The following is a 22078-nucleotide window of genomic DNA, read 5'->3' as shown; positions in this document are numbered from 1 at the left end:
CGGCCGCTGCGCCGTGTCAGCCCCCCCAATTCTTGGCCCGTGCGAGAGGGGTGCTCGTCCGCGCCGCCCGATGGATCGACACATGAATCGTCTTCTTCTCGGCGCCTCGAGCGCCGTCCTGGCGCTGGCGGCGGCCCTGCCTGCAACGGCCCAGACCAGCCCTGAAACCCAGGCCACGGCGTTGCAAGACGTCGTCGTCACCGCCCAGCGTCGCCAGCAGGCCAGCCAAGACATCGGCCTGGCGCTCAGCGTAATCGGCGGCGAGACCCTCGACGAAAAGGGTATTGAGGTCATCAACGACATCGAGAATGTCGTGCCCAACATGGAGGTCGACAGCCAGTTCGGCGGCGGTCAGCCCCAGTTCCGCATCCGCGGCATCGGCGCCCGCGAATACTCCTCGAACAACGCCTCGACCGTCGGCATCTATGTCGATGAGGTCGCGCACCCCTATACGATCACCACCCAGGGCGCGATGTTCGACATCAGCCGTCTGGAAGTGCTGCGCGGTCCGCAGGGCACGCTCTACGGCCGCAATACGACGGGCGGCGCGGTGAACATCATCACCAACGCCCCGACCGCAGACACCCGCGCGGGTTTCAACGCCGAGTACGGCTCCTATGACCGCTACAAGGTCGAGGGCTATGTCTCGGGCCAGATCGCGCCCAACCTGCTGGGTCGCCTGGCCGCCGTGACCGAACAGGGCGGCGCCTGGCAGTACCACCGCGACACTCGCGAGAAGCTGGGCGACAAGAATAAGACCGCCGTGCGCGGCCGCCTGACTTGGGATGCGTCGGACGACGTCACGGTCGATCTGGCCGCCACCTATCAAGTGGACAAGTCTGACGGACTCGGCTTCCGTCTGACGGCCCCCTACAAGGTGTTTGACGGCAGCGTCACCTATCCGGCGGACACCGCATGGCGCATCACGGGCTGGGAGCTTTCGCCGGAAATGGCGGCGGTCACCGGCCGTGCGCTCGGCTCCAAGCCGGGCCGCGACAATGAAGGGCTGGATCTGAACGCTCGCATTCGCGCCGATCTGGGCTGGGCGCAACTGAACTCGATCACCGCCTATCAGTCGTTCGAACGGTCGGAATACAACGACTGGGACGGCACCCGCTTCAACGAGTCCGACGTCTATTTCTACAACGACATCGACGTCTTCTCGCAAGAGCTGCGACTATCCTCGAACGACGACAGCCGCCTGAACTGGATGGTCGGCGCCTATTACGCTGACGAGAGCAACGACGGCGGCTTCTACACCCAGTTCCGCGGCGCCGACCGCACCCTGATCAACACCCCCTATGAGCAGAGCGTCGAGGCCTTCGGCGTCTTCACCCACAACAGCTATCAGCTGACCGAGCGCCTGAACCTGATCGCGGGTCTGCGCTATGAAAATGAAACACGCAGCCTGACCACTTCGGGCACACGTCGCCTCAGCGCCCCGGTCGGGCCCGAGACGACCTATGACACCGACCTGTCGGAAGTCAGCGGCCGCGTCGGCGCCGAATATGATCTCGCCGATAACGCCATGCTCTACGCCAGCATCGCCCGCGGCGTGAAGTCGGGCGGTTTCACCACCTACAACGCCACCTCAGCGACGCCCTTCAAGCCGGAAATCGTCATAGCCTATGAGGCGGGCGTAAAGTCGGACCTGTTCGACAATCGCTTGCGGCTGAACGGGGCTGTCTTCTTTTACGATTACAAGGATCAGCAAGTTCAGGGGCTGGAGTATGACCGCGAGGCTGGCCGCTTGGGCAAGATCACCAATGTTCCCAAGTCCGAGATCTATGGCGGCGAGGTCGAGCTGCTGTGGGTCCCGTTCGACGGCCTGACGATCAGTCAGAACTTCGGCTACAAGAAGGGTAAGTATACCGAGTATTTCGCCATCGACGGCGCCAAGACGGATGCAGCCAACCCAGTAGACGGCCCTTGGGACACCATCATCACCAATGACCGCTCTGGCGAGCCTTTGCAGTTTCCGAAGTTCAACTATGGCGGCTCGGTCGCCTATGACTGGCAGATGGCGGGCTTCGATCTGCGGGCCGAGACCAACTACAATCAGCGCGACGCCATCTACAACGCCTCGTCCAGCTCGGTCCTGCCCGGCTACTGGCTGTGGAACGCCAACCTGAGCATGGGACCGTCCGACGCCAACTGGCGCGTGGGATTGTGGGCGCGCAACCTATTCAACACCTACTATGAAGAGACCCGCAACGGCTTCAATGGTTCCGCCCGTCCGACCACTTCGCCTACCCAAGGGCGCACGGTCGGCGTCAGCCTGAAGATGGACTTCTAGGGCCAGCCTTTCTCAGCATCTTGGGGGCCGGCCCGGTCGGCCCCCTTCCTCCCCTCTCTTTCAAAGCGCGCTCGATGATCATCACCGCTCCCCGCCTGCATCGCCGCGCCCTGCTGGGCGGCCTGGTCGCCGCGCCCGCCGTGCTTCAGTTCGGCCGGGCCCAGGCGAACGGGGTACCGGCGAGCGGGGCCTATGTCTTTCCTCTGGGCGTCGCCAGCGGCGATCCGGCCCCGGACGGCTTCGTCATCTGGACCCGCCTGGCCGTCGATCCGGTCGCGCCCGATGGCTTGGGCGGCATGGGCGGCGCGGTCCCGGTGCAGTGGGATATCGCCGCCGACGAGAGCTTCCGCAACATCGTCGCCTCGGGCCGGATCGCAGCCGAACCCGCCGCCGCCCACAGCGTCCATGTCGAGGTCGAGGGCCTGATCCCCGGTCGTCCCTACTGGTACCGCTTCAGCGCCATGGGCCAGCAAAGCCCCGTCGGTCGCGCCCGCACCACGCCGGCCCCCGACGCCGCCGTCGACGCTCTGCGCATCGCCGTCGCCTCCTGCTCGAACTGGGAGTCGGGCTATTTCAGCGCCTATGGCCACATGGCGGACGAGGCGCCGGACCTGACCCTGTTTCTCGGCGACTACATCTACGAATATTCACGCGGGCCAGAGCGCGCGGCCGAGGTCGTGCGCCCCTACGGCTTGGAAGAGGCCACGACGCTGGCGGGCTATCGCAACCGCTACGCCCTGCATCGCACCGACGCCGACCTGCAACGCCTGCACGCCGCCGCGCCCTGCCTGGCGGTCTGGGACGACCACGAGATTCAGGACGACTATTCCGGCGTCTGGTCCAAGACGCCCGGCGTCACGCCGACCGACTTCCTGCGGCGTCGCGCGGCGGGCTATCAGGCCTTCTATGAGGCCATGCCGATCCGCCGCACCCGCCTGGACGCTCGGCTGCAAATGCCCATCCATCGGCGGGTCCGTTACGGCCAGCTGGCCGAGTTCTTCATGCTGGACGGTCGTCAGTATCGCTCGAAACAGGCGTGCAGCGACGGTCCCAACGGCGGCAAGGGTCAGATCGTCACCGACGCCGCCTGTCCCGATCGTCTCGATCCCTCGCGCACCTTCCTCGGCTTCGAGCAGGAGCGCTGGCTGTACGACGGCCTGGCGAACGCAGGCGCGCGCTGGAACATCCTGGGTCAGGATCTGGTGATGGCGGGTCTTCGATTTGGCGACGGCGGCCCGAACACCCGCTTTTGGACCGACACCTGGGACGGCTATCCCGTCGCGCGCGACCGCCTGACCCAGGCGCTGGCGACGCTGAAACCGCGCAATCCCGTCGTCCTCAGCGGCGACTATCACTCCTTCTGGACCAATGACGTGAAGCTGGATAGCAGCGATCCGTCGTCCGCCACCGTCGCGACCGAGTTCGTCGGCACCTCGATCACCTCGGGCGGTCCCAGCTACGACGGCCTGATGTCGGCCATGCCCAATAACCCGCAGATCAGGTTCTTCGACAGCCGCAAGCGCGGCTATATGGCCATCGACATCACCCCGGGCCGGATGACGACCCGCTATCAAGCCATCAGCGACGTGCGCGACCCCAGGGCCGCCCTGTCCACCCTCAACACCTGGGTCGTCGAAGACGGCCGCCCCGGCGCCCAGCTCGTCTGAGCCGCGCCCGACTGGAGTCTCTATGCGTAAGTCCGCCCAAGCCGTCGCCGCTGTCGCGATCCTGATCAGCCTCTCGGCCTGCGCCACTGCGCCGGCGCCCGTGTTCTGGGAAGGCTTCCGCGACCATCCGCACGGCTATCTGACCAAGGGCGACGCGCCTGACGCCTCGGCCTTCCTGCCGCCACCGCCCGAGGCCGGGTCGCTACGCCAGCAGGCGGACGTCGAGACCTATCGCGCCACCCGCGCCCTGGAAGGCAGCGACCGCTGGCGTCAGGCGGCGTCGGACAACGAGATCGAGACCCCGTCCGCCCCACGCGTCTTCGACGAGGCCCTGGGCGTCGCCTTCGACCCGGCAAGGATGCCGAGCCTGACCCTGTTGCTGGGCAGGATGCTGGGCGACCTGGAGACCATCCAGACCCCGGCCAAGCAGGGCTATTTCCGCCCACGTCCCTTCGTCGCCGAACCGGCCGCGACCTGCTTCCCGCCCGAGCCCTGGCTGGGCCGCAGTGGTTCATACCCGTCAGGTCACGCCGCCATGGGCTGGGCCTGGGCCCTGATCCTGTCCGAACTGGCGCCCGACCGCGCCGACGCCATTCTCGCGCGCGGCCTGGCCTATGGCGAAAGCCGCGTCATCTGCGGCGTCCACTACGCCAGCGACGTCGAGGCGGGCCGCCTGGTCGGCGCCGCCATGGTCGCAAGGCTGAAGGCCGATCCGACCTTCCAGCGCGATTTCATCGAGGCCCGCAAAGAGCTCGCGTCTGCACGCGCAGGCGACTAGGGCGCGGCCCATGGCGGGCGGCTACAGCAGCGGCACAGAGACGCGGCGTCTGGAAACGCACATGTTACTCGACGGACGTGTGCGTGCTGTTTCACTGCGGTTCGTCACAGTCTAGCCTACAGTTCCAGGACGATCCGCCCTTCAGGCCAGCTTCCTGAGTCTTTCAGAACAGGAACCCCGCCACGCATGCCTCATATGGTCCTGCTGCTCATTCCGTTTGGAGCGCCCTTTGTGGCGGCGTTGATGGCGATCTTCCTGCCGTCACGCGCCCGCAACGCGGCAGCAGGTCTGGCGTGGTCGGCGTCGCTGGCAGGGGTCATCTGTCTCATCGCCCTCTTCCCTGCGGTTGCAGCCGGAGAGCCCGTGCGCTGGTCCGTGCCATGGCTGCCGACGTTGGGCGTCAACTTCACGCTACGGCTGGACGGCCTGGCCTGGCTGTTCGCCTTCATGGTTCAGGGCATAGGCGCGCTCGTGGTGCTTTACGCCCGCTACTACATGTCGGCGGACGATCCCGTTCCACGCTTCTTCGCCTTCCTGCTGGCCTTCATGGGGGCCATGACCGGGATGGTGATGGCCGGCGACCTGATCCAGTTGGCCGCCTTCTGGGAGCTGACCAGCCTCTTCTCCTTCCTGCTGATCGGCTACTGGCACCATAGCGCGGCGGCCCGCGACGGGGCCCGAATGGCGCTGACGGTCACGGCGGCGGGCGGCCTGTGCCTGCTGGCCGGGGTCGTTGTCCTGGGACGCATCGTCGGCAGCTTTGACCTGGACGTGGTTCTGGCGTCAGGCGACGTCATCAAGAACAGCCCCTGGTATCTGACCGCCCTGATCCTGATCCTGGCGGGCGCCTTGACCAAGAGCGCGCAGTTCCCCTTTCATTTCTGGCTGCCGCGCGCGATGGCGGCCCCGACCCCGGTCAGCGCCTATCTGCATTCGGCGACCATGGTGAAGGCGGGCGTCTTTCTGCTGATCCGTCTGTGGCCCGTGCTGGCGGGCACCGACGCCTGGTACGTCATCGTCAGTACGGCGGGCATGGCGACCCTTTTGTTCGGCGCATGGAGCGCGGTCTTCCAGAATGATCTCAAGGGCTTGTTGGCCTATTCCACCATCAGTCATCTGGGACTGATCACCCTGCTTCTGGGCCTGGGCAGTCCGCTGGCGGCGGTCGCGGCCATCTTCCACACGGTGAACCACGCCACCTTCAAGGCCTCGCTGTTCATGGCCGCCGGGGTCATCGACCACGAAACCGGCACCCGCGACATGCGCAAGCTGAGCGGCCTCAGACAGGCGATGCCGGTGACGGCGGCGCTCGCCATCGTCGCCGCGGCGGCCATGGCGGGGGTGCCCTTGCTCAACGGCTTCCTGTCCAAGGAGATGTTCCTGGCCGAAGCGATCGCCCACACCGGCGGGCGCCACCTGAACCTGGCCCTGCCCGTGCTGGCCACGGTCGCCAGCCTGCTCAGCGTGCTCTATTCCGTGCGCTTCATCCACCAGACCTTCTTCGGTCCGCCTCCGGTCGATCTGCCCAAAGAGCCGCATGAGCCGCCGCGCTGGATGCGCTTTCCCATCGAGGTGCTGGTCGGCCTGTGCATCCTTGTCGGCGTCCTGCCGGCGATCACCATCGGGCCGGTGCTGGCCGTCGCCGTGCGCTCGGTGCTGGGCGAGGACGTCCCCTACTACAGCCTCGCCCTGTGGCACGGTTTCAACCTGCCGCTGCTGATGAGCGCCATCGCCCTGATCGGCGGGGTGGCGGCCTACAAGCTGCTCGGCCCGCGCATCAATCACAGCCATCGTCCCTGGCTGGTCGGCCGCTTCAACGGCGCACGCGCCTATGACCGGGTCATGCGGGCGTTCAAGGGCGGCGCGGAATGGATCGTGCGTCGCCTTGGCGCCAGCCGCCAGCAGGCGCGCCTGCGCGCCGTCATCCTGACCTGCATGCTGGCTGCTGTCCTGGCCAGCGGCCTGGCGGGACTGGGCTTCAGCGAAGTCGGCATGACCATCCAGCGCCCCGGTCTGGGCTTCACCCTGCTCTGGATCATTGGCGCGTCCTGCGCCCTGGGGGCGGCCTGGCAGGCCAAGTATCATCGGCTGGCGGCCGTGGTGCTGGTCGGCGGCGCCGGTCTGGTCAGTTGCCTGACCTTCGTCTGGTTCTCGGCGCCGGATCTGGCGACCACCCAGATGCTGGTCGAAATCGTCACGACCGTCCTGTTGCTGCTGGGCCTGCGATGGCTGCCCAAGCGCCTGCCCGATCTCGCCTCGCCTCAACAGGAAGCCAGGGCGCGGCGGCGGCGTTTGGCGGATATGGCGATCGCCGTCGCGGCAGGCGCCGGCGTCGCGCTGATCGCCTTCGCCGTCATGACGCGGCCTGCGGATTCGCCCTTGGCGCGCTACTTCCTCGATCATGCCTATTCGGAGGGCGGAGGGCGCAATGTCGTCAACGTCCTGCTGGTCGATTTCCGCGCCTTCGACACCCTGGGCGAAATCACCGTCCTGGGCATCGTCGGTCTGACGATATGGGCCCTGCTTCGACGGTTCCGTCCGGCCGCAGACAGTCTCGGCGACACGGTGCAGAAGCAGGATCAGGACGACAGCGACGACCGTCACAAGGATCGCTCCGTCGGCGACACCCTGCCCGAGACCATGCTGATCCCGCGCGTGGTGATGCGCTGGCTGTTCCCCTTCATCGTCCTGCTGGCGGTGCATCTGTTCCTGCGAGGGCACGACCTGCCAGGCGGCGGTTTCGCGGCGGGCGTCACGCTCTCGATCGCCTTCATCCTGCAATACATGGCGTCCGGCGCGCGCTGGGTCGAAGAACGGCTGGAGATCCGGCCCCTGGTCTGGATCGGCGGCGGGCTGCTGATCGCGGCGCTGTCGGGCGTCGCCTCCTGGCTGTTCGGCTATCCCTTGCTGACCTCGTGGTTCCGCTATGTGGACCTGCCGCTGATCGGCAAGACGCCGCTGGCGTCGGCGGTGGTGTTTGACGCCGGGGTGGCCCTGCTGGTGGTGGGCGCGACGGTCCTGATGCTGGTCGCCATCGCTCACCAGTCGTTGCGGAAGTCTCGCCCCGTCGCCCCCGTCGCAGCAAAAGTCACGGCAAAAGAGGAGACCTTCTGATGGAAATGGTTCTCGCTCTCGGCATCGGCGTCCTGACCGCCGCCGGTGTCTGGCTGCTGCTGCGCCCCCGCACCTTCCAGGTCATCATCGGCCTGTCCTTGCTGGGCTATGCCGTCAATCTCTTCATCTTCGCCATGGGACGGCTGCGCAGCGGTTCTCCCCCGGTGCTTCGTGGCGAAGGTCCCGTTGATCCCGCCGCCTATGCCGATCCCGTGCCCCAGGCCCTGGTCCTGACCGCCATCGTCATCAGCTTCGCCCTGACCGCCCTGTTCCTGGTCGTCCTGTTGACCAGCCGCGGCATCACCGGCAGCGACCACATCGACGGACGGGAGCCGGGCGAATGACCGACTGGCAAGACCATCTGATCGTCGTTCCCGTCGTCCTGCCGCTGATCGCGGCGGCGAGCATGCTGCTGCTCAAGGAACAGCGCTATGGCCTGAAGGCCATGATCAGCCTTTGCTGCCTGATCGCCCTGGTCGGCGTCGCCTTCATCCTGTTGCATGAAGCCTCGGTGGGCGGGCCTGCGGGCGACGACACGGCGCGCATCTACAACCTTGGCTCATGGTCGGCGCCGTTCGGCATCACCCTGGTGGCGGACAGGCTGTCGACGCTGATGCTGGCGCTGACGGCGACGCTGGCCGCCGGCGGCCTGCTGTTCGCCTTCGCCCGCTGGGATCGGGCCGGGCCACGCTTCCACGCCCTCTATCTACTGCTGATCATGGGGGTGAACGGCGCGGTCCTGACCGGCGACCTGTTCAACCTGTTCGTCTTCTTCGAAGTCATGCTAGCCGCGTCATACGGGCTGTTGCTGCATGGATCGGGTGAGAAGCGGGTGCGGGCGGGACTGGGCTATGTCGCCATCAACCTGACGGCGTCCCTATTCTTCCTGATCGGGGTCAGCCTGATCTACGGCGTCACCGGCGCCCTGAACATGGCCGACATCGCCGATCGGATCGCAACGATCCCGAGCCAAGATCGCGCTCTGTTTCATATCGGCTGCGCCATTCTAGGCGTGGCCTTCCTGGTCAAGGCGGCAGCCTGGCCGCTCGGCTTCTGGCTGCCCGGCGCCTATGCTGCGGCCAGCGCCCCGGTCGCCGCCGTGTTCGCCATCCTCAGCAAGGTCGGGGTCTATGTGATCATCCGCCTGTCGACGCTGCTTTTCGGCGCCGAAGCGGGGGCTTCGACCGGCTTCGGCGACCTCTGGCTTCTGTCTGCCGGCGTCGCCACGGTCGTCTTCGGTGCGGCAGGCATGGTGGCGTCCCGGCGCCTGGAACAGGCGGCGGGCTATGCCGTCATGGTTTCGTCTGGAACGGTTCTGGCCATTGCGGGGACCGCCAGTCCCGACGCCCTCGGCGGCGCCCTCTTCTATATGGCGGCGTCCACCCTGGCGGCGGGCGCCCTGTTCCTGATCGCCGAGATCCTGGCCAGAGGCGAAGATCAGGCCGTATCGCCAGAGGACGCCGTGTTTGACGACGAGTATGATGATCCCTTCGCCGCAGACGATGTGCACGAGGTGGGACGTATTCTGCCCGCCTCGACCGCCTTCCTGGGCGGCGCCTTTATCCTGGCCAGTCTGGTGACGGTCAGCCTGCCCCCTCTGGCTGGGTTTGCCGGAAAGCTGAGCATCTTCGTGGCCCTACTGTCCGGCGACGGCGTCCTGTCGGCCGCCAGCTGGACGCTGGTCGGGGTGCTGACCCTGTCCAGCTTCGCCGCCCTGATCGCGCTGACCCGGTTCGGCGTCGCGGGTTTCTGGCGCAGGGAAGACGCCGCTCCGCACAAGGTCAGAAGCCCCGAGTTCCTCGCCATCGGCGGTCTGGTTCTGTGCTGTCTGTGGCTGAGCATCGCCGCCGCAGCCGGTCTGACCTATGGCGAAAAGACGGGCGAATGGCTGGCCTCTCCGCGCACCTACATCAGTGAAGTGCTGGGAGCCGGATCATGATCCGCGCCGTCCTTCCTCACCCTCTGCTCGCCGCTGGTCTGTTCGCCACCTGGCTCTTGCTCAACGGCCCCGTTTCGACGGGCGACATGGTTGTCGCATTCCTGGTCGCCCTGACCATCCCGCAGGTCATGCGTCAGCTGGAGCCCGACCGATCGGGCGTCCGGTCTCCCGGCGCTATTGTGCGGCTGGCGAGCTATGTGGTCGTGGACGTGGTGCGCTCGAACTACGCGGTCGCGGCCATCATCATGGGGCGTCGCCGACACATCCGCCGGTCGGGCTTCATCCATGTGCCGCTTGATCTTCGCAATCGTTACGGACTGGCGGTTCTGGCCATCATCCTGACCAGCACGCCCGGAACGCTGTGGGTGCAATACGACCGCGCGACCGGCAGCCTGCTGCTGCACGTCCTCGACCTGATCGAGGAAGAAGAATGGATCGACCTGATCAAGGGTCGGTATGAACGTCTGTTGCTGGAGATCTTCCCGTGACCCCCTCGACCGTCCTGTTCTGGGGCCTGGGCGTGGCCCAGGCGCTGCTGTTGCTGGCCATGCTGCTGGCGGCCTGGCGAATGATCCGCGGCCCGCGGGCGCAGGATCGCATTCTTGGCCTCGACACTCTCTACCTGAACGCCATGCTTCTGATCCTGGTTCAGGGGATGCGCAGCGGCGTCGGCCTCTATTTCGAAGCGGCCCTGATCATCGGCATGCTGGGCTTCACCGCCACAGTGGCCTTGGCCAAGTTCCTGATGCGCGGCGAGGTGATTGAATGACCGCCCTGATCGAACTCCCACTCTGGGCGGCCTGGCTGGTCGTCGCCCTCGCCTTGTGCGGCGGCCTGCTGGCATTGACCGGATCAATCGGCCTGGTCGTGCTCAAGCGCTTCTATGAGCGCGTCCATGCGCCGACCCTGGGAGCCACCCTGGGCATGACCCTGATCGTCCTCGCCTCGATGGTGTTCTGGTCGCTTTCAGAAGGGCGTTTCGCGCTCAGAGACCTGCTGATCGGCGTCTTCCTGACCGTCACCACGCCCGTGACCCTGATCCTGCTGGCCCGCGCCGCCGCCTATCGCGACCGCATCGAGGGCGACGCCCAGGTTCCGCCGGAATAATCGTGCAGCGGTCGGGCGACGCACCTGAACCTATTCGATCCGCAATAGCTGCTTGCCCTGACTGGCGCTGCTGAACAGGCGAAGAAAGGTTGCGGGAATGGCTTCAAAGCCCTGCTGGACGTCAGTGCGATAGCGCAGTTGGCCATCGCGCAGCCAAGTCTCCAGCGCGGCTCTGGCGGCGGGAACCTGATCCAGGTGGTCCAGCAGAATGAAGCCGCGCATCTCGGCGCGCTGGGCGATCAGCCGCGCCAGGTTGCGAGGGCCGGCCACGGGCTCAGCGTCATTGTATCCCGAGATGGCGCCGCACAGGACGATTCGGCCGAAGCGCGCGATGTGGGCGATCCCGGCCTCGAGGGTTTCGCCGCCGACATTGTCGAAGAAAAGGTCGATCCCGTCGGGCGCAAGGGCCGCCAGCCGCGCGGCGACATCCTCATGCCGATAGTCGATAGCGGCGTCAGCGCCGTAGTCCTCGACCAGCCAGCGGCATTTCTCCGGCCCGCCGGCGATGCCGATGACCCGCGCGCCGTTCAGATGCGCAATCTGCACCGCCAGCGACCCGACCGCTCCCGCCGCGCCAGAGATCAGGACCGTGTCGTCCGCGCCGAGCCGACCGACCGTCTTCAGACCCACCCAGGCGGTCAGGCTGGCGCCGCCCAGAACGCCCAGAGCCTCCTCCGGCGTCACGCCCTCCGGGATCAGCACCGGCGCCGCCTCGCCCGCCCGCGCCACGACGGCGTATTCCTGCCAACTGAACAGGCCCCGCACCAGGGCGCCCTCGGGGTAGGCGGGGTTGGTCGAGGCGACCACGCGCGCCGCCGCGCTGCCGCGCACCGACTCGCCAATGGCCATGGGCGGCATGTAGCTGGGCCGGTCGTCCATCCAGCCGCGCTGGGCCGGATCGAAGCCGAACATCATCATGCGGACAAGGACTTCACCGGCGGCCAGATCGGCGACCGGCACGGAGGCGTCACGGCGCGCGAAGTCCTCCAGGCGCACCTGGCCTTGGGGTCGGCGCGCGAGCACCCATTGGCGATTGACGCGCTCGGCGACGGACATGGCGGGGCTCCGGCTGTGTGGCGATGAGGACCACTATCCGGCGACCGGTCCGCTGCAGCCAGACACCCCGCCTGAACACAGCGTTTCCAGCGAGCCGGCTAATCATCGGCGCGAAATATCGGATGCTGCGGACAAACCGCACAGGGGTCCGCCATGTCCGAAACCGAAGCCCGTCTCGCCCGGCTGGAAGCCCAGCTTCAGGCGCTGCAGGACCATGTGGCCGTCTGTCAGCTCATCGCCCGCTATGGGCCCCAGGCCGACACCGCCGACACCTATGAGCGCGGGCTGAAGGTCGGGGCTCTGTGGGCCGAGGACGGCGTCTATGAACTGGCCGAGGGCTGGGCGGGTCAGGGGCCCGAAGGGATCGCGGGTCTGCTCGACAACGACGTGCACCGCGCCTTGGTGCGCGACGGCGCGGCCCATATTCCCAGCGCGCCGCATGTAACGGTCGATGGCGACCGCGCCACGGCGGTCAACTATTCTCGCGTCTACAAGCACGTGGACGGCGCCTTCACGGTGTGGCGAGTATCGGTCAACCACTGGACGCTGGGTCGCACCGAGGAAGGCTGGAAGGTGCTGCGCCGTACGAACCGTCTGCTGAACGGCTCCGACGAGGCCCGCGCCGTGCTGCGCACCATCGACCAGGCGGCCTGACTATGGACATGAAAGTCGACGCCCCGGTTCAAGCAGACGTCCTTTTCACGCCGCTGACGATCCGCAACCTGACCCTGGCCAACCGCATCGTCATGTCGCCGATGACCCGCTACTTCTCTCCGGACGGCGTGCCGGGCGAGGACGTGGCCGCCTATTACCGTCGTCGGGCCGAGGGCGGCGCAGGGCTGATCGTCACTGAGGGCGTGGGCGTGGATCATCCCTCCGCCGTCGACGACCCCGCCATTCCGCATATGCACGGCAAGGCCGCCCTGGACGGCTGGCGGCGCGTGGTCGCGGAGGTCCACGCGGCGGGCGGGCGCATCTTCCCGCAACTTTGGCATCAGGGACCGCTGCGCGATCCGTCGCGGTCGCTGCGTCCCGACCTGATCGGCGCTCGGCCCTCTGGGCACTGGGGCAGACCCGGCCACACCTCCTATGGCGACGACTATGTCGATGCGATGCGGGCGCCGACCGAGCCCATGACCACAGCCGAAATCAAGGCCGTGATCGCGGCTTTCGCCAGCGCAGCGCGCAACGCCATGGACGTCGGCTTCGACGGCATCGCCCTGCACGCCGGGCACGGTTATCTGATCGACAGCTTCCTGTGGGCCGAGACCAACCTGCGCACCGACCGCTATGGCGGCGGTCCGGCCAGGCGCGCGGCCTTCGGGGCCGAGATCGTGGCGGCGGTGCGGGCCGAGATCGGCAACGCCCCGATCATGTTCCGCTTCTCACAGCACAAGCAGCAGGACTACGGCGCCCGCCTCGGCCAGACGCCCGAGGAACTGGGCGCCCTGCTGAAGACCCTGGCCCAGAGCGGCGTCGATCTGTTCGATGCCAGCGGGCGCCATTTCGACCGGCCGGCCTTTGACGGCTCGCCCCTGTCGCTGGCGGGCTGGGCGCGTCGGCTGACAGGCAAGCCCACGGTCGCCATCGGCGGGATCGGTCTGGGCAACGCTCTTGGCGAAACCCTGAGCGGCAGCAGCGAGACCACGCCTCTCGATAATCTGGACGCGGTGCGCGAGCGGATCGCGCGCGGCGAGTTCGATCTAGCCGGCGTCGGCCGGGCCATCCTGAACGACCCGCAGTGGCCGCAGCGCGTCAGAACCGGCCAGCCCCCCCTGCCCTTTGACCGCGCCAACCTGCGTCGTCTGGCCTGACAAAAGAGAACGGCGCCGTCCCGAGGGGCGACGCCGTCTGTCTCCGTCTGGCCGCGCGTCAGGCGTGGCCGAGCGTGGCCTTGACCTCCAGGAACTCGGCGAAGGCGTGGTCGCCCCATTCACGGCCATTGCCCGACTGCTTGAAGCCGCCGAACGGCGCCATCAGGTCAGGTCCCGCGTTGTTGATGATCACCTGACCCGCGCGCAACTGGCGGGCGATGTCGCGGGCATGAGCAATGTCGCCGGACTGCACATAGGCGGCCAGGCCATAGACGGTGTCGTTGGCGATCTCGACCGCCTCTTCCTCGGTGTCGTAGGGAATGATCGACAGGACCGGACCGAAGATTTCCTCGCGGGCGATGGTCGCCTTGGGGGCGACGTCGGCGAAGATAGTGGGCTTGACGAAATAGCCGGCGGTCAGGTCGTCGGGACGGCCGACCCCGCCGGCGACCAGGGTCGCACCCTCCTCAATGCCCTTGGCGATCAGGGTCTGGATCTTGTTCCACTGCACGTCCGACACCACCGGACCCAGGGTGACGTCGCCGGTCGGATCGCCGACGGTCAGACCCTCGGCTGCAGCCTTGGCCGCGGCTTTGACCTCGTCCATCCGCGCGCGAGGGACAAGCATCCGCGTGGGGGCGTTACAGGACTGGCCGCTGTTGTTCATGATGCGGGCCACGCCCGCCGCCACGGCGGCCGGAATGTCGGCGTCGTCCAGAATGATGTTGGCGGACTTGCCGCCCAACTCCTGATGTACGCGCTTGATGGTGGGGGCGGCGTTTCGGGCCACCTCGACGCCCGCGCGGGTCGAGCCGGTGAAGCTGACCATGTCCACGCCAGGGTGGCCGGACAGGGCCGCGCCGACACCCGGCCCGTCGCCGTTGATCAGGTTGAACACGCCCGCCGGAACGCCCGCCGCGTCCATGATTTCGGCCCAGAGAAGGCCCGACAGGGGCGCGACCTCTGACGGCTTCAGCACCATGGTGCAGCCCACGGCCAGGGCCGGGGCGACCTTGCAGCCGATCTGGTTCGACGGCCAGTTCCACGGGGTGATGAAGGCGCAGACACCGATGGGGTCGCGGCTGATCAGGGTCGAACCCCGCGCCTCCTCGAACTCATAGTCCTTGAGCACGGCGATGGCCGTGCTCAGATGGGCCGCGCCCATATAGGCCTGAGCATTACGCGCCAAGGCGGCGGGGGCGCCCATCTCGGTCGTGATGGCCAGGGCCATCTCGTCCTGACGACGGACGTACTCGGCCAGGATGGCTTCCAGCAGGTCGATCCGTTCCTGCCGCGAGGTTCGGCTGAAGCTGATGAAGGCGCGCTGAGCCGCCTTGACCGCGCGATCCACGTCTTCCGCCCCGCCCAGGCTGATGCGGGCCACGGCCTGCTCGGTCGCCGGGTTGATGACATCCAGGGTGCGGGCCGCAACGGGATCGACCCAGGCGCCGTCGATGTAGAATTTCAGATGGTCGATCATGACGCCTCCAGGGACGAGGGAATTGGGCAAGATATAATCACAGCGCGACCGCCTTCATCGGCGTCGCACGGTCGGCCAGCCTTGCGCGACAAACGGGCGTCCGGCGGCCGATCAACTGGCGTCCGACCAGAAACTCGGCGGGCGCGTTGACAGCTTCGACGGCCTGTATCAGGTCGCCCGCCATGTGGAACAGGGCGAAGCCGGGGGCGTCAGGGACGCCGCGCACGACCATGTCGTCGCAGCCGATCGGCACGCCCGCGATCTGCAGCTTGAGGTCATACTGGTCCGACCAGAACCACGGCGTCTCGGGTTCCGGCGCGGGCCGTCCCACGATGGCGGCGGCGGCCTGACGCGCCTGCTCGAGCGCATTGGGCACGCTCTCCAGCCGCATGACCGTGTCATAAAGCGGCAGGGGTCGTCGGGTCACATCGCCTATGGCGAAGATCGCCGTGTCGCTGGTTCGCGCCGCCAGGTCGACCAGGACTCCGTCCTGGCACTCCAAGCCCGCCGCCCGCGCCAGCTCGTCGTTGGGCTGGGCGCCGACCCCGACCAGAACCGCGTCGCAATCCAGCACGGAGCCGGCGCCGAGATGGACGGCCTTCACCCGCCCGTCCTCGCCGCTCAGGCGCTCAACCGTGGCATCGAGAATGAAATGAACCCCGCGTTCGCGGTGAGAGGCCTGGAAGAAGCGTGACAGAATCGGACAGGCGACGCGGGCCAGGATGCGACTTTCGCGCTCCACGATGACCACCTCAGCGCCGAGCGCACGGGCCGAGGCCGCCGCCTCCAGGCCGACATAGCCGCCGCCGATCACGACCAGCCGCTTTACGCGATGGCGCACTGGCGCAAGCGCCGTCTTCAGCGCCTCGGCGTCAGCGGCTGTGCGCAAGGCCATGACGCCGTCCAGCTCAACGCCGTCGATATCCAGCCGGCGCGCCCGTGCGCCCGTCGCCAGGATCAGATGATCGTAGGCCAATGTTTCGCCATCGCTCAGCCGAACCGTCTGCCCGGCTCGGTCGATGGCCTCAACTGCCTGCGCCAGGCGCAGATCGACCTGGTTGTCGCCATACCATTCGGGGGCCTTGAGCCGCAGGGCGTCTTCATCAGCCTCGCCCTTCAGCCAGGCCTTGGACAGCGGCGGTCGTTGATAGGGCGCCACAGGCTCGGCGCCGATCAGGGAGACTGCGCCGACGTGGCCGTACTGGCGCAACAGGGCGGCGGCGGTTCCGCCCGCATGTCCGGCTCCGACGATGACGATGCGCGCGCTGTCGCTCATGAACCCTGGCTCTACCCGGAATAACAAAGTCCCGATCAGGAGACCGGCGAGGCTGAGGCCGCCGATCTCCTGCCGAGATGTCGGCCTAGAACTTCACGCTGGCCTGCAGACCCAGGCTGCGTGGATCGCCCCACTGGCGGATGGTGAACAGGGTCAGGTTGATGCCCGAGACCCAGTATTCCTCATCCAGCAGGTTCTTGCCCCACAGCGAGATTTCAGCCGTGCGTCCGTCGCCGATGTTGATGTCGGCGAGCGACAGGCGACCGTCCAGAAGGCCATAGGCCTTGCGGTAGGACAGCGGGTCGTTGGTGATCCCGCCCGCCTGCTCGCTGCGCCAGCTGTAGTTCAGGCTGGCCACGACCTCGCCGCCCGCCACGCCCGGCCAGCGATAGTCGACCCCCAGGGTGTAGTTGTGCTTGGGGATGAGGGGGAAGACGTAGGTGTTGGTCACGTCCTGGCCCGAGGGCAGGATGAACTCGTCATACTCGGCCTTGGTGTAGCCGTAGCCGAAGTTGAGCCGCAGGTTGTCGACGGGCCGCACCGTGCCTTCCAGCTCGACGCCCGACATATGGGCCTTGCCGGCGTTGATGATGGTCGTCGTGATCAGGGCCGGCACGAAGACCCCGACCTGGAAGTCGCGGTAATCGCTGTAATAGACCGCCGCCGACAGGTTCAGGCGACGGTCGAACCACTGACCCTTGGTGCCGATCTCATAGGCCGTCAGCTTCTCGGGCTCATAGGGCGTCATGAAGCTGGCGTTGGTGGCGGCGACGTCGTTGTTGCCGCCGCTCTTGAAGCCCGTCGCCACACGACCATAGACGTTCCAGTCTTCTGCCAGTTTCCACGACGCATTGAACTCGGGCGTGAACTCCGACCAGGAACCCGTCGCCGTTAGCGGGATCAGATCAGACGGACCGATATTGCCCGGACCGGGAAGCGCGCCGAGAGCCGGGCCGCCGCTGCGCGTGATCGGGTTGCCGGCAGCGTCGCGCTGGAACACGCCCGAACCCGGCGCCGCCGGATTGGCCAGATAGGCGCTATAGGACTGGCTCAGCGAGGTCGCCGACTTCTCGTCCTTGTTGATCCGCCCGCCCAGGGTCAGGCTGAGCCGCTCGTCGAAGGCGGTCGGCGTCCAGGTCATCTGACCATAGGCGGCGATCGAGGTGTTGTCGGCGGAGCGCTCCTGAAGGTCGTACTTGTTGCCGCCGAACTGGAAGTTCCAGCGCGGGTTGAAGACGCCGTACTCTTCCTTGAAGCCGAACAGACCGAAGGTGTACTTCACCGGGCCGTTCGCGCCGATCAGCTGCAATTCCTGCGACCACTGCTCGTAGTTGTTGTTGAGCGTGAAGTGCATCAGGTCCACGCCCGTCCCATCAAAATCGGTCTGGCTGCGCGATTTCATGTTCCGGTAGGCCGAAATCGACTTGATCGTGACGTCGCCGAAGAAGGGCACGGCGTCGGCGTTGTACTCGGCCGTCAGCGAGTGACCCTTGACGAAGAAGTCGCTGCGGTTGGCGTAGTCGTTGGCGATGCCCTCCGGGCGCGAGGTGTAGATGGCGTTCTGGATATAGGGATAGAGGGAGGCATAGGCGCCGCCCGGCCCGATGGCGCCCGGTGCGCTGATCGCCAGCATGGCCGGCGAGCTGCGGCTGGAGGTGTCGTCGTAGCCGTAGGCGACCTTGATATCCTCAGTCGGACGCCAGACCACATCGACGCGACCAGCTTGCTGGTTCTGCTCGCCGAAGGTGGAGAAACGGGCGTTGGGATGGGTGTTGTCGAAGAAGCCGTCGCGCGTGCGGCCCGAATAGGCGACCTTGACGTCAAAGGCGCCGAGGCCCTGACCGATCTCGCCGATGCGCGGCAGATCCAGCGACAGCCGCTGCTCGAACAGGTCGGCGCTGCCGACGCCCAGCATGAACTTGCCGCCGAAGACGCCGGTCGGTTGGCGTGTCACCAGGTTGACGGCGCCACCGATGGTGTTCTTGCCATACAGCGTCCCTTGCGGGCCGCGCAGCACTTCGATGCGTTCCAGGTCCACCGTGTCGAAGGCGGCGCCCGTCGACTTGGCGATCGGCACGCCGTCGATATACATGCCGACCGGCTGGTCGCGACCCAGACTGGTGTCGGCCGAGGGCGCCAGTCCGCGCATCGAGATCAGCGGCCCGAAGGCGCCGCCGACCGTCTGGTTGATCTGGATATTCGGCACATAGCCGCCGATGGCGGAAATGTCGGCCACCCCGGCGCGTTGCAGAGCCTCGCCCCCCAGGGTGGAGACCGAAAGCGGCACGTCGATCAGGCGTTCTTCGCGGCGTTGAGCCGTGACCACCACGTCAGAAAGGCTGGTCGCCTGTTCGGGCGCCGGACCCTCCTGAGCCAGGGCCATGGCGGGCCAGGCGCCGGCCAGAGCCGTGCCGGCCAGCAGAATGGTCGCGGTGCGAGTCATGCGTCGTGTCATGTAACCCTCCCTAATAGCCTATGACCATTTTCTGATCTAATTGGCTGTTTTTATTTTGTTTTTATATAACGTCACTGTGGATCTACGGCAGAGACGAGCCCCCTCCTCCTCGCCGTGTTCCAGTCTTTTGCGGCCTTACCCCCCGAGCCCGATGGGGGCGCTGCGGGCCAGGATGCTCTCGGTGCGGCGGCGGATGTTGCCGTCCGACCGCTCGCTTTCCGGCAGCAGCCAGAAGCGACCCGCCGCGACCCCGTCCAGGGCGAAGGCGGCCACTTCTTCCGGTTCCGTGACCGGGACCCCGCCGTTCTGCCGGGCCAGTTCCGCCATCGACTTGCCAGCGGGCTGCGGGCTGGCCGGATCGACATAGTCGGCCGGTCGCGCCGAGCGCATCAGGTTGGTGTTGACCAGGTGCGGTCCGGGGAACAACAGCGCCGCCTTGACCTTGGCGTCCTGGGCCGTGAGCTGATGATGGAGCACCTCCGTCAGGCTCGTCACCGCTGCCTTGGTCGAGGCGTATACGGGAGTTCGCGCCGAGGGCACCAGCCCGCCGTTGGTGGAGGTGGTGTTGACGACATAGCCGTATTCACCCCCCGCCAGCATCCGGGGCACGAAGGCCCGGATGCCGTGGACCACGCCCATGACGTGGATGTTGTGGCCCCACTCCCAGTCCTTGAGCGCCAGGGTCCAGATCGGCTCACGGAAGTCGCCCAGACCGACGCCGGCGTTGTTGAACAGCAGGTGGACCGCGCCGTGACGGGCATAGGCCTGATCAGCCAGGGACTCGATGGAATCCTGCTTCATCACGTCGGCGACGACGCCGACGACGTCACCGCCCTTGGCGCGCAGTTCGGCGGCGGTGGCTTCCAGCGCCTCGGCGTTGATGTCGCTGAGAACCACCTTGGCGCCGCGTTCGATCAGGGCTTCACCCAGCGCACGCCCGACCCCGCTGGCGCCGCCGGTGACGACGGCGACCTTCCCCTTCAGATCACGCATCCTGAAGCGCCGCCTCCGAAGCGAGCGCGATCTCGATGCCGCCGGTCGGGTTGTCGTCGTAGCGGCCGAACCAGAAGGGCTGCAGCCACTCGCCCGGCACCTTCTCGAGGATTTCACCGCCGGTGATGCTGCGACCTTCCGAGTATTCCATCTTCAGCAGCTTGCGCACCGGCACATCGACCAGCGGGTCGGCGGCGGACTCGCGCAGCGTGACTTTGCCGCCGTTGACGACATGGTGCATGTCCCAGTCGCGATCCCAGTTCAGCTGGGTCAGGAAGACATCGCCGTCGAAGCCGAAGCCGTTGTCGATGCCCGGCATGCCCTTGTAGCAGAAGAGGTTCTCAGTGAACTTCTTGCCGCCCAGGCTCTCGCCGATCTGACCTTCCAGCTCGACGAAGGCGATGCCGTTGCGGGTGCAGGTGACGTGCAGGCGGTCGCCGTCCTTGGTGAACTTGACGTCGGCGATCTTCTTGGGCTCGCCGAAACGCTCACGGCCGCTGATGACGACGAACTCGCCGCCCATGGGCATGGCCAGGACGTACCAGCCGGTCTTGCCCTTGTAGGTGGACTCGACGCCGACCGTCATGGCCGCCGACACGACGACATTGTCGGGCGTCGGACGCATTTCAACATAAGAGAACTGGATCAAGATCTTCGGCGTCGCCGTCGGCTGCAGCGGCTTGGGCAGCAGGGCCGCCACGATCTCGGGATCGGTCTCATAGAAGGCGCGCAGGGTCTGCACGGTGTTCTTGAGCCCGCCGCCAGAAGCGCGAGCCTCCATCGCGGCCTTGAGTTTATTCACGTCCTGAACGTAGCGAAGCTTGGCCAACGTCGTCTCTCCCAGTCGTTTTTTATGAGGATTTGGACGGGAGCGGCACGAACGCGACCGCTCCCGGTCGGTATCAGGCGGCGGCCTTGATGAAGTTGGTCTTCTGCGGGCCGATGCGGGCCGCGATGGCGTTCAGCGCCTTCTCATCCAGGTCGTAGACTTCCAGGGCGTTGCCCGCGAACATCCTGGAGATGTCGGCTTCGGGCAGCCCGCCCAGGCTGGCGATCATCTTGGGCAGGGTGTGGGGCCAGGTGCCCTCGGGGTGGGGATAGTCGGTGCCCCACAGCACCCGGTCGATGCCGATGTTGTAATAGGACTCGGTGGTCTCTTCGTCCGGCAGGGCCGAGCAGCCGACCCAGATGTTGCGCTTGAAGTAATCGCTCGGCTTCATCGACAGGTTGGAGCGGTGATCGCCCAGCTTGCCGCTGGTGTGCTTGACCGAGGCGCGGACGTCCATCAGCTCCAGCATCCACGGGAACCAGAACTCGCCGCCCGCTTCGGTGAAGGTGACCTTCAGTTTCGGAAACTGCTCGAACACGCCGCCGAAGATCAGGGCCGACATCGGGCGGGTGAGGAAAAAGGCGTACTCCGAAAGGTAGATGCCGATCCAGCCAGGCTGGGCCGTGTCATAGGCCGGCGCCGCGCCCGAGTGGAAGTTCACGGGCATGTTGAACTCTTGCAGCATGGCCCACATCGGGTGGTATTTCGGATGGTTGTAGAAGTCGTAGCCCTCCATCAAGGTCGGCAGGACCACGCCCTTCAGACCATTCTCCTTGGCCCAACGGATTTCCTTGAGGTTCTCTTCCATGTCGTAGAGGGCCGGGATGATGGCCAGGCCGATGCGGCGCACCGGGTCCATCTGACAGAACTCGGCCATCCAGCGATTGTGGGCGCGGGCGCCCGCCCATTGCAGGTGCGCGTCCTTCAGGACTGGCCTCAGGCCGATGTCGGCGCCGAAAGGCGGGGCGTTCCGCTCGGTGATGCCATCGGGATAGAGGACCTCGGCGGCGACGCCGTCCTCATCCAGAATACGGCTGCGGATCGTCGAGTCCCAGGCGCCCTCCATGCCTTCGCCGGCATCGGCGCGCCATTTGTTGTTGAAGTCGTCGAGGAGGAAGTTCTTCTCGTGCTGTTCGCGGGCCGCGATTTCCTTGACGATGCGCTCGTCAAACTCGGCCCGATACTGCGGGTCCAGATACTCGCGATACTTTTCCGGGGGCAAACCGGCATGACCATCGGACGAAATTACCAGATACCGATCCACGGAACACTCC

At 66.6% G+C, this 22078-nt stretch carries 18 protein-coding genes; 11 read left to right on the top strand and 7 right to left on the bottom strand.

Annotation, left to right across the window (positions count from 1 at the left end; all coding sequences use genetic code 11):
* Positions 1–82 precede the first annotated feature (82 nt).
* The 9 genes from HX774_RS03450 (at position 83) to mnhG (ending at position 10901) form a co-directional block, all read left to right on the top strand.
* The gene (locus tag HX774_RS03450; protein ID WP_178824239.1) at positions 83–2296 is read left to right on the top strand and encodes a TonB-dependent receptor; all 2214 of its coding nucleotides are present in this window, start codon (positions 83–85) and stop codon (positions 2294–2296) included.
* A gap of 74 nt (positions 2297–2370) precedes the next feature.
* Positions 2371–3963, top strand: a complete 1593-nt coding sequence (locus HX774_RS03445; RefSeq protein WP_178824237.1) for an alkaline phosphatase — start codon at positions 2371–2373, stop codon at positions 3961–3963.
* 22 nt (positions 3964–3985) lie between these two features.
* Positions 3986–4741 (top strand): phosphatase PAP2 family protein, encoded by a 756-nt coding sequence (locus HX774_RS03440; protein WP_178824235.1) that lies wholly within the window; start codon positions 3986–3988, stop codon positions 4739–4741.
* A gap of 186 nt (positions 4742–4927) precedes the next feature.
* Positions 4928–7855 (top strand): monovalent cation/H+ antiporter subunit A, encoded by a 2928-nt coding sequence (locus tag HX774_RS03435; protein ID WP_178824233.1) that lies wholly within the window; start codon positions 4928–4930, stop codon positions 7853–7855.
* Entirely contained in the window at positions 7855–8199 is a 345-nt protein-coding gene (locus HX774_RS03430) for a Na+/H+ antiporter subunit C (RefSeq protein WP_178824231.1), read from the top strand. The genes HX774_RS03435 and HX774_RS03430 overlap by 1 nt, the downstream gene beginning before the upstream one ends.
* Entirely contained in the window at positions 8196–9794 is a 1599-nt protein-coding gene (locus HX774_RS03425) for a monovalent cation/H+ antiporter subunit D (RefSeq protein WP_178824229.1), read from the top strand. Before HX774_RS03430 ends, HX774_RS03425 begins: the two co-directional genes overlap by 4 nt.
* Positions 9791–10282, top strand: a complete 492-nt coding sequence (locus tag HX774_RS03420; RefSeq protein WP_218650248.1) for a Na+/H+ antiporter subunit E — start codon at positions 9791–9793, stop codon at positions 10280–10282. The genes HX774_RS03425 and HX774_RS03420 overlap by 4 nt, the downstream gene beginning before the upstream one ends.
* A complete protein-coding gene (locus HX774_RS03415; protein WP_178824227.1) occupies positions 10279–10563 on the top strand; it encodes a K+/H+ antiporter subunit F in 285 nt (94 codons plus the stop codon). The genes HX774_RS03420 and HX774_RS03415 overlap by 4 nt, the downstream gene beginning before the upstream one ends.
* On the top strand, positions 10560–10901 hold the full coding sequence (mnhG, locus tag HX774_RS03410) for a monovalent cation/H(+) antiporter subunit G (RefSeq protein WP_178824225.1): 342 nt from the start codon (positions 10560–10562) through the stop codon (positions 10899–10901). The genes HX774_RS03415 and mnhG overlap by 4 nt, the downstream gene beginning before the upstream one ends.
* 30 nt (positions 10902–10931) lie before the next feature.
* Here mnhG and HX774_RS03405 read toward each other — a convergent pair whose 3' ends face one another.
* Complete coding sequence (locus HX774_RS03405) at positions 10932–11957, bottom strand: NADP-dependent oxidoreductase (RefSeq protein WP_178824223.1); 1026 nt, start codon at positions 11955–11957, stop codon at positions 10932–10934.
* A gap of 153 nt (positions 11958–12110) precedes the next feature.
* Between HX774_RS03405 and HX774_RS03400 the strand changes: the two genes are divergently transcribed.
* Positions 12111–12611, top strand: coding sequence for a nuclear transport factor 2 family protein (locus HX774_RS03400; RefSeq protein ID WP_178824221.1), 501 nt, complete (start codon positions 12111–12113; stop codon positions 12609–12611).
* A 2-nt stretch (positions 12612–12613) separates the two neighbouring features.
* Positions 12614–13771 (top strand): 12-oxophytodienoate reductase, encoded by a 1158-nt coding sequence (locus tag HX774_RS03395; RefSeq protein WP_255499968.1) that lies wholly within the window; start codon positions 12614–12616, stop codon positions 13769–13771.
* Positions 13772–13829: 58 nt separating this feature from the next.
* Here the strand turns inward: HX774_RS03395 and HX774_RS03390 are convergent, their stop codons facing one another.
* The 6 genes from HX774_RS03390 to HX774_RS03365 all read right to left on the bottom strand — a co-directional run bounded on the left by HX774_RS03390 (position 13830) and on the right by HX774_RS03365 (position 22068).
* Positions 13830–15251, bottom strand: coding sequence for an aldehyde dehydrogenase family protein (locus HX774_RS03390; RefSeq protein WP_178824219.1), 1422 nt, complete (start codon positions 15249–15251; stop codon positions 13830–13832).
* Positions 15252–15288: 37 nt separating this feature from the next.
* Positions 15289–16527: an NAD(P)/FAD-dependent oxidoreductase gene (locus tag HX774_RS03385; protein ID WP_178824217.1), complete on the bottom strand. Its 1239-nt coding sequence runs from the start codon at positions 16525–16527 to the stop codon at positions 15289–15291.
* Positions 16528–16612: 85 nt separating this feature from the next.
* Positions 16613–18970 (bottom strand): TonB-dependent receptor, encoded by a 2358-nt coding sequence (locus HX774_RS03380; RefSeq protein ID WP_218650247.1) that lies wholly within the window; start codon positions 18968–18970, stop codon positions 16613–16615.
* Between the two features lie 147 nt (positions 18971–19117).
* On the bottom strand, positions 19118–19975 hold the full coding sequence (locus tag HX774_RS03375) for an SDR family NAD(P)-dependent oxidoreductase (protein ID WP_178824215.1): 858 nt from the start codon (positions 19973–19975) through the stop codon (positions 19118–19120).
* On the bottom strand, positions 19968–20777 hold the full coding sequence (locus tag HX774_RS03370; RefSeq protein ID WP_218650246.1) for an acetoacetate decarboxylase family protein: 810 nt from the start codon (positions 20775–20777) through the stop codon (positions 19968–19970). Before HX774_RS03370 ends, HX774_RS03375 begins: the two co-directional genes overlap by 8 nt.
* 100 nt (positions 20778–20877) lie before the next feature.
* Complete coding sequence (locus tag HX774_RS03365) at positions 20878–22068, bottom strand: amidohydrolase family protein (protein ID WP_178824213.1); 1191 nt, start codon at positions 22066–22068, stop codon at positions 20878–20880.
* Positions 22069–22078: the final 10 nt, after the last annotated feature.

Origin of the sequence: Brevundimonas sp. P7753 (genome assembly GCF_013386595.1) — a bacterium.
Lineage (GTDB): Bacteria > Pseudomonadota > Alphaproteobacteria > Caulobacterales > Caulobacteraceae > Brevundimonas > Brevundimonas bullata.
Note: the sequence above shows the minus strand (reverse complement) of the source record. Positions and strands in the feature narration are given on the sequence as shown.

Coding starts and splice junctions, on each gene's coding strand:
- HX774_RS03450 (WP_178824239.1), top strand. CDS start 83: ATGAATCGTCTTCTTCTCGGCGCCTCGAGCGCCGTCCTGGCGCTGGCG.
- HX774_RS03445 (WP_178824237.1), top strand. CDS start 2,371: ATGATCATCACCGCTCCCCGCCTGCATCGCCGCGCCCTGCTGGGCGGC.
- HX774_RS03440 (WP_178824235.1), top strand. CDS start 3,986: ATGCGTAAGTCCGCCCAAGCCGTCGCCGCTGTCGCGATCCTGATCAGC.
- HX774_RS03435 (WP_178824233.1), top strand. CDS start 4,928: ATGCCTCATATGGTCCTGCTGCTCATTCCGTTTGGAGCGCCCTTTGTG.
- HX774_RS03430 (WP_178824231.1), top strand. CDS start 7,855: ATGGAAATGGTTCTCGCTCTCGGCATCGGCGTCCTGACCGCCGCCGGT.
- HX774_RS03425 (WP_178824229.1), top strand. CDS start 8,196: ATGACCGACTGGCAAGACCATCTGATCGTCGTTCCCGTCGTCCTGCCG.
- HX774_RS03420 (WP_218650248.1), top strand. CDS start 9,791: ATGATCCGCGCCGTCCTTCCTCACCCTCTGCTCGCCGCTGGTCTGTTC.
- mnhG (WP_178824225.1), top strand. CDS start 10,560: ATGACCGCCCTGATCGAACTCCCACTCTGGGCGGCCTGGCTGGTCGTC.
- HX774_RS03405 (WP_178824223.1), bottom strand. CDS start 11,957: ATGTCCGTCGCCGAGCGCGTCAATCGCCAATGGGTGCTCGCGCGCCGA.
- HX774_RS03400 (WP_178824221.1), top strand. CDS start 12,111: ATGTCCGAAACCGAAGCCCGTCTCGCCCGGCTGGAAGCCCAGCTTCAG.
- HX774_RS03395 (WP_255499968.1), top strand. CDS start 12,614: ATGGACATGAAAGTCGACGCCCCGGTTCAAGCAGACGTCCTTTTCACG.
- HX774_RS03390 (WP_178824219.1), bottom strand. CDS start 15,251: ATGATCGACCATCTGAAATTCTACATCGACGGCGCCTGGGTCGATCCC.
- HX774_RS03385 (WP_178824217.1), bottom strand. CDS start 16,527: ATGAGCGACAGCGCGCGCATCGTCATCGTCGGAGCCGGACATGCGGGC.
- HX774_RS03380 (WP_218650247.1), bottom strand. CDS start 18,970: ATGACTCGCACCGCGACCATTCTGCTGGCCGGCACGGCTCTGGCCGGC.
- HX774_RS03375 (WP_178824215.1), bottom strand. CDS start 19,975: ATGCGTGATCTGAAGGGGAAGGTCGCCGTCGTCACCGGCGGCGCCAGC.